At 67.6% G+C, this 8,184-nt stretch carries 2 protein-coding genes; one reads left to right on the top strand and one right to left on the bottom strand.

Annotated features, from left to right (window positions below; all coding sequences use genetic code 11):
* Positions 1 to 88: 88 nt before the first annotated feature.
* Positions 89 to 5,536, bottom strand: coding sequence for an alpha-2-macroglobulin family protein (locus ACFMBG_RS13675; protein ID WP_421055254.1), 5,448 nt, complete (start codon positions 5,534 to 5,536; stop codon positions 89 to 91).
* 148 nt (positions 5,537 to 5,684) lie between these two features.
* On the opposite strand from ACFMBG_RS13675, the gene ACFMBG_RS13670 reads away from it, so the two are divergent.
* A complete protein-coding gene (locus tag ACFMBG_RS13670) occupies positions 5,685 to 7,955 on the top strand; it encodes a response regulator (RefSeq protein WP_421055253.1) in 2,271 nt (756 codons plus the stop codon).
* Positions 7,956 to 8,184 lie beyond the last annotated feature (229 nt).

Below are 8,184 nucleotides of genomic sequence, written 5' to 3'. Positions count from 1 at the left end.
CAGCGCCCGTCCCGCCCCCCACGGGGTGGGCGCTTCGCTTCCACCCCGCCGGGCCGGGCGCTGCCCTCCGTATTGTTCAGCCAGCGTCTCACCTGACTTCCACCCGCCCCGTACCGGTGCGGGCGCGGTAGGCGGGGCGGTACATGTCCTCAACCGAGGCGGCGGGGTGGTGGAACACGCCGGGCGTCACCGCGCGGACCACATAGGCCAGCGTGACCGCGGAGGCATCACGCACGTTCACTGCCGCCAGGAAGCGGTCGCTGCGGAATTCGGCGTGTTCGGCCTCAGCCGGGTTCAGCCAGTCGAGATCGCGCAGATCACCGGAGCGCAGGAGGTTCGGGTTGTCGATCTCAAATCCCGCGGGCAGCGGGTCGTTGATCATCAGCCGCGCACCGGTCTTTTCGTGCGGCTTCACACGCAGGACCGCCACAAAGCGCGCGCCCGCCTGCAGGGAGTGCGCGTCCAGCGGCTGGCCCTCCAGCGTGTAGTAGCTGCGCTCGATGGTGTAGCCGAAGCCGCCCGCGGCGGGCGGGACCTTGGGCACGCCAAGGGTGGTGAGGGTGATTTTCGCGGTGCGGCCGCTGGCGGCGGTCAGGGCGAGTTCCGGCGTGTTTTGTCCGTCCGCGGCCTGCACAAACGGGCCCTGGACGGGCTGGCCGTTGACCAGAAGACCGGAGTCTTCGGGGTTCTGGGCCAGGGCATGGGCGGCCATCAGGGTCCACGCGGATTCTTGTGTGGAGCGGATACCGCTCGCGTTCGAGAGCCGTGCCGTCAGGCTGGCGCGGTCCACCGTTTCCGATCCGGCCTCAGCCGCCAAGGCCAGAACACCGGCGGTATCGCGGAGCCTTGTGCCGAAGTCGGCGCGCCAGAGGCGGGCTTCGCCCTGCGCCTCAGCGCCGATCATCTGCGCGGCGCGGGCGAACATACGGTCGGCGCGGCGCTGGTCGCCATAGGCCGCAAGGGCCGCGCCCAGCTGGGCGGCAGCGAGGGGGGTGGCAAAGGCCTCGCCCTTCACATCGGCGTAGTAGCGCAGGTCGCCCATCTGGGCGGCGCCTTCGCGGGCCAGCACCAGGAGGGCATAGGCGATCTCCTCGCCGCCCTTGTCGAAATCCGGGGCGTAGTTGATGCGGTTGCGCAGGTTGTCCATCGCCTGGGCAAAGGCCTGCTGCGGGACCGCGTAACCTTGCGCGCGGGCGCGGCTGAGGAAGTCGCTGGCATAGGCGTCCAGCCAGAACTCGCCGCTGTCCGCGCGCCACATCCCGAAGGCGCCGCTGGGAGCCTGGCGGGTCAGCACCTGGCGGATGGCGGCGTTGATACGCGCGTCCACCGCCGGGCCGTTCCCCAGCCCCGCGGCCTGCGCCACGCTGCTGAGGTAGAGGAGCGGCAGCGCCTTGGAGGTCACCTGCTCGGTGCAGCCGTAGGGGTACTGGTCCAGCTCCGCCAAGAGGCCCGGCACGTCGAACTTGGCGAGCGGGCCAGAGGAGATGGTGGCGTGGGCGGTGCCGGGGCGGAGGCCCGCGAAGACGTCCTTGCTGAACAGGAAGGTATCGCCGGCCGCCAAGGTGAAACGGCGGATCTCAGACGTCACCGGATCATTGGCGCGGACCGGCATCCGCAGGGTTTGGCGCAGCTCCTGCCCGTCCGGGGTGGTGAGGGTGAGGGCCAGCTCGTGGTCGCCCACAGTTTCTGCCGTGACCGGGAGGTCCAGCACTGTCTTGCCCTGCTCCGCCAGCGTGACGGCGGCGGGCAGGGTGCCGAGCGTCAGACCGCCTGCGGTGGTTGCTGTCAGCTGCATGTCTCCGGCGGGGCCGTCGGCGTGGACGATTTCGATCCGGGTGCGGCTTTCATCGCCTGGCGCCAGGAAGCGCGGAAGGGAGGCGGTGACCACTACCGGGTCGCGCACCAGCATGTCGGCCTCGGCCTGGCCCACAGCCTTGCCCGACCACGCGACCGCCATCAGCCGCACGGTGCCGTTGAAGGCGGGGAGCGTCAGGGGGAATTCCGCCTCGCCGTTTTCGTCCACCTTCAGCGGGCCGGAGAACAGCGCCACAAGGTCCTGGATTGGTGGCGGCGATTGCATCTTCATGCCGCTGTCCGCATCACCGCCGGAGCGGATGCGGCCCATGGCACCGTTGCCGGGATCGATCAGGCGGCCGTAGACGTCACGCAGCTCCATCCCCAGCCGACGCTGGCCATAGTAATGCGCGCTGGGGTCGGGGCTGGTGAAGCCGGTGAGGTTGAGGATGCCGAGGTCCACGGCGGCGACGGTGAGCCAGACCTCTTCGCCCTCCGCCGCGCCAGTGACGCGGAGCTTTGCGGTCTGCGTGCCGCGCGGGCGGGCCACCTCGGGGACGTCAATGGCGACCTCCAGTTGCTGGCCGGGCTGGGTGACGCCGGCGTGGGCCAGACCCAGGGCGCGCAGGGGCGTGCGCCCCCGGTCGCCGGCCACGGGCTGGATCACGGTTGCGGTCACATAGGCGCTGCTGCCCCAGTCCTGGGTCACCTCCAAGGGGATCACGGTTTCGCCGGCCGGGACATCCACCGCCATGCGGTGGATCAGATGGTTGGAAACCACCGAGACCAGCGCGGTGCCCGCGGCCTGCGGCACGATGCGCAGGCGGGCGGTGTCGCCGGGGGTGTAGCTGTCGCGGTCCAGTGACAACTCCAGCCTCGCCGGGGTCTCGGTGCTGCCTTCGGGCGCGTACCAGCCGGCATAGAAGTCATAGGCGGCAGAGGCATATTCACCGTCGAGGCGTTCAACGACCAGTTCATAGCGGCCCCAGTCGACCGGCTGCGAGAGCGGCAGCGGGTCGCTGCCCAGCTGCGCCTCGCCTGTGGCGATGCGGGTGCGGCGGGTGATCGGCTCCCAGTTCCAATTGCCGTAGAGCTGATACCACTGGTAGCGGGTCTCGACCCGGTTCAGGGTCCACTTGACGCGCATCGGCATGGGGGTGAGGTCCGGGGCCAGTGCGATGAGTTCGAAGCCTGCTTCGGAGCCTTCTGCCGCGGCCTCGTCAAACTGCGGCTTGATGCCGAAGACCGGACCGGCGGGGCGCACGGGCATGTCCAGAGAGCGTTCCACCGGGCGGGCAGAGCCGTCGGCGACGCGGGTGGTGAGGGTCGCGACTAGCGGCTTGCCTTCTGCCGGGGCGGCACCGGGAAGGTTGACGGTGAAGGCCACGGCGCCGTCACGGCCGGTTTCCTGGCCTCCGAAATGCTCGGTTTGGGCCGAGGAAGGTTCGTCATAGCGGCCAAAGCGGAAGCCCGGCCATTGGTCCAGGGTATTCGCTGCGGTGAGGCGGATGTCTCCTTCAACCTTCAAGCCCGCGCCGGGGGCGCCGAACAGGTAATCGGCTTGCAGTTCTATCTGGGCTGCCCCGCCGGGGTGGAGGCTGTCTGCATTCGTGACCTGCTGTTCGAAGTCGATGCGCTCGGGCAGGAAATCCTCGACCAGGATCTGGCGGCTGGCAAGCGCGGTGGCCTTGAGGTCGCTCTTGATCTCGATCCGCCAGGTGCCGCGCGGGGCGGCGGGGCCGGTGGGCAGCGCAAAGACGTGGCCGCCCTGATGGCCTGCGGCGGAGGTCTGGCGGGTGTATTCCACCCCGTCCGGGCGCAACAGGATCGCGGTCAGCGGCAGACCATTGATAGCTTGTGCGTTGCTGTCACGGGCCAGCGCAGTCACATGCACGGTTTCGCCTGCACGGAAGGCGCCGCGGGTGGTGGCCAGGAACACATCCACCGGCCCCGGCGCGGGGCGGCCGGCCACGCCGCGGTCCGACAGGTCGAAGGCGGCATCGTTGAGCGGCAGGAAGGTGAAGTCGCCCTCCCCTGCGCGTGCGGTGATCAGCGCCGGGGCCGCGCCGCCGGAGCCGCGGGTGAGACCGGGGGCAAAGTACACATAGCCGCTGGCGTCGCTGGTCTCTGTCGCCAGCACTTCGTTGGCGGAGGAGATCAGGCTGACCTCCGCACCTTCCTGCGGCTTGGCGTCTGCCAGGCCCTGCACCTGAACATGCAACCCGTCGCTGCCGGACATGGTGGAAAGGCCCAGGCCGGTCAGCACGAACCACTGAGTGGCGCCGGCATCGTCATAGGAATCGGCCCCCGGCACCCGCGCGGTGAGCGCATAAAGACCCGGTTTCTGCCCTGTTAGAGCCTCATCCAGCGGCAAGCGGCTGGTCATCGCCTGGTTCAGCGCGGTGTCCACTTCGGCGCTGCCGGTCCAGATTTCCTCGGCAATATCCGCGGCGAAATGCTCATCCTCCCAATGGGAGAGCGGCTTGGCGAAATAGCCCTCTTGCAAGGTGCGCAGCACGTTGCGGCTGCTGACCCGGCGCAGGCGCAGGTCCAGTTCCGTCAGGTTCACGGTTTCCACCGGCAGCGCCGCCGTGCCGCCCGCGGGCAGCACATAGGCGCGGCCCGGGAAGCGCACCTTGGGCGCGCGGTCGCGCACGTAATGGGTCAGCTCCACATCCTTGTAAAGCTGCTCGCCGCTGGCCGCAGGCAAACCGCGGCGCAAAGTGATGTGGTAGCGCTTGCCGTGCTCCACCCCGTCCAGGCAGAGCTGACGGCCCTGGGCGGTGACGGCCAGACTGGCCTCGGGCAGGCGCACGTAGTTTTCGTAGTCGGTTCCGGCCTGTTCCAGGTCTTCCGAAAATTCGGCGCAGATGCGCGGCGCGGCGCTGTCGCTTTCCACCGTGCTGGAGGTGACGCGAAAACCGTATTTGGCAATCGCATCCTCCAGCTTGCCGGGCGGGAGCGCCCCCGGTGCGATATCCTCGGCCAGCCGAAGCAGCCGCAGCATGTCCCGGCCCTGGCCCCGCGCCGCCTGCACGTCGGCGGCGGCTGCCAGCGCTGCCGCCTGGTCAGCGGCAGCCTCAGCCCGCAAATAGCCGTTCAGCGCGGCAAGATAGGCCTCCTGCCGGAAGCGTCGCTGCTGGGACCGGTTCCTGCTGTCCTGGGCCGCGCGTGAGAGATAGGCGGAGAACCGGGTCCAGTCCTGGGCCGAATCGGTGAGCACCACCGCCTGCCCCATCCAGCGCAGCGCGGAGGCGGTTTCGCCCGCACGCAGCAGCGACCGCGCGGCTGCATATGCCTCTGCCGCGTCTTCGGTGGTCAGCGGATAGGCGAGCCCCAGCGTGCGGGCGAAGTCCGCTGCACGCTCCAGATCCCGGCCGGAGACCATCGTCATTTGCGCGGCCCGGCCGGCGGCTGCCGTAATCAACGCGGCAGGCACCGGCTGTTTCAGCGCCGAGACGGCACCGTCATACGGGCTGGACTGCTGCAACGCCGATTTCGGGAAACAGGCATTGGCCTTTTGATTGAAGACGAACCCCGCGCAATCGGTCTGAGCCGAGCAGGCCCGGGCGCAGGACTGCAGGTCGGTATCGAACAGCGGCTGCAGGTCGGAGCCGAAATAATCAGTGTTGGCGAAGGTCTTGTAGCGGAAATCCGGCACCTGCGGACCGGCCCAGGCGGCAGGCTGGGAGAACAGGATGGCAAGGCAGAAAATGAAAAAGGCAGAAAACAGACGCGGCATGGAACCCTCCAATACTGGAAGCAGGCTGGCACGGGCTTAACGTCATAGCAAGATTCCCCCGCGTAACACGTTAAGGGCAGCCATGCTGCCGCCCGCGCGGAATTAGCCGCGCGCTGTTTGTGTTGACGCATTGCCGGAGTTCGCAGGGATGAGCCTTGCCGACAAATTAGCGGAAGAAAGGCGGGCCCGGCTGGCCGCCGAGCGGCTGCTTGAGCTCAAGCAGGCCGAGCTCTCTGCCGCGAACCGCAAGCTCGGCCGCCATGCGCTGGCGCTGACCAAGCAGATCGGCCAGACCCAGGCCGAGGTGGCCACGGTCCGCGACGAAAACGCCAAGGTGAAATCCGACCTTCACACCGCAAACGAGAAAATCGAAACTGCGGAGCGGCGGCTGTGGCACTCGATCCAGGTCATTCAGGACGGCTTTGCCTTCTTTGATGCCGAAAGCAACCTGATCGGCGCCAACACCGCTTATCTCAATATCTTCGACGGGCTGGAGGAAGTGTCACCCGGTATTTCCTACCTCCGCATCCTGCAGCTTCTGACCGACGAAGGGCTGATAAACACCGGCGACATGGCGGCGGATGCCTGGCGCGAGATGATGAACGAGCGCTGGCACTCTCGCGCGCCGGCACCGGTGGTGATCCAGCTGTGGGACGAACGCTACCTGCGGCTGATCGACCAGCGCGGCCATGACGGCGACATGGTGACTCTGGCGCTCGATATCACCTCGACGGTGCGCTACGAGGAGGAACTGCGCGCCGCCCGCGCCCGCGCGGAAGCCGCCAACCGCGCCAAATCCGCCTTCCTCGCCAATATGAGCCATGAGATCCGCACCCCGATGAACGGGGTGGTGGGCATGGCGGAACTGCTGTGCGACACCCATCTGGACGAGGAACAGCGGCTTTATGCCAGCACCATCAAGAATTCGGGTGAGGCGCTGCTGGTCATCATCAATGACGTGCTCGACTATTCCAAGATCGAAGCCGACAAGCTGGAACTGCACCCGGAATCCTTCGACCTGGAGCGCAGCCTGCATGAGGTGGTGATGCTGCTGCAGCCCACCGCCCGGGACAAGGGGATTGCCCTGCTGGTCGATTACGACCTGTTCCTGCCGACCCGCTTTACCGGCGACCCGGGCCGCATCCGGCAGGTGCTGACCAACCTGGCAGGCAACGCGGTGAAGTTCACCAAGGAGGGCCATGTGACCCTGCGGGTGACCGGCATCACCTCCCCGGACGACAAGCAATGCGCGGTGCATGTCAATATCGAGGACACCGGCATCGGCATTCCGGAGGAGAAGATCGGCCACATCTTCGGCGAGTTCAACCAGGTCGAGGATGAACGCAACCGCCAGTTCGAAGGCACCGGCCTGGGGCTGGCGATCTCCAAGCGGCTGATCGAGATGATGGGCGGCGAGATCTGGGTCGACAGCGAGGAGGGCAAGGGGTCCTGCTTTGGCTTCCGCCTGCCGCTGCCGGTGGAAAGCGGCCCTGAGACTGCGGTTCCGGCCCTGCCCAGCTCGCTGCGCCATGTGCTACTGGTGGATGACCTGCCGCTGAACTGCGAGATCCTGCAGAAACACCTGCTGATGCTGGGTATTCAGGTCTCCACCGCCGGCACCGCCGCTGCCGCGCTGACGGCGATGCAGAACAGTATCGACCTGGTGATCAGCGGCCACAACCCGCCGGCGCTGGACGGGGTGCAGCTGGCCCGGGATCTCGCGTCCGGGCGGTGGAGTGAGGTGCCGGTGCTGCTGCTGAACTCCAGCCCGCAGGCCGCCAATGATCCGGAAATCCGCCAGCTGGTGAACGGTGTGCTGCAGAACCCGGTGCCGCGCGGCGATCTGTTCCGCCAGCTGGCCAATCTGGCCGGGTCCGGCAAACCCGCTGCAACGCGGACCGTTGCCGGGGCAAAGCCTGCCGCGTCACCCGCAGCGATCCCCTTGGCTGTACCGCCGGAACCGCCTGCCTGCCCGCCTGAGCCGGAAATCCGCCGGATGCGGGTGCTGGCGGCAGAAGACAACAAGACCAACCAGCTGGTGTTCCGCAAGATGGTGAAGGAGCTGAACATAGAGCTGAAATTTGCCAGCAACGGCCTGGAGGCGGTCGAAGCCTTCAGAACCTTTGCCCCGGATCTGATCTTCATGGACATCTCGATGCCCAAGATGGACGGCAAGGAAGCAACCACGGAGATCCGCAAGATCGAGGCCGGAACCGGCAATCACGTGCCGGTGGTGGCGCTGACCGCCCACGCCATGGCCGGCGATTCCGAAGGCATCCTGGCCGCCGGGCTGGATCATTACCTGACAAAGCCGCTGCGCAAGGCACTGATCCACGAGAAAATCCGTGATTTTGCCCCCCCGGGCACCATGCCGCTGGACCCCGGCAGCCCGCCGGCGATCTCTGCAGCCGGGGCGTAAAGAGCGGCCAGGGCCTCCAGTTCCGGCACGCTGCGCGCCGGCACAGGCAGCCTTCGAGCCGGGCAGCCCGGACAAGGCAATCTTCTTCCGCTCAGGGAGTGGCGGCTGCGCCTTATCCTGGCTTTGCCGCCCCGCCCAACCGGCAGCGCAAACGGGGCTGCTGCCGCCGCCGTATCTGATTGCAGCAGGCAAACCCTCCCGCGCCCGCGGGCGCACCGGCTGCGCCGGC

Origin of the sequence: Leisingera coralii (assembly GCF_049056525.1) — a bacterium.
GTDB classification, from domain to species: Bacteria; Pseudomonadota; Alphaproteobacteria; order Rhodobacterales; family Rhodobacteraceae; genus Leisingera; species Leisingera coralii.
Note: the sequence above shows the minus strand (reverse complement) of the source record. Positions and strands in the feature narration are given on the sequence as shown.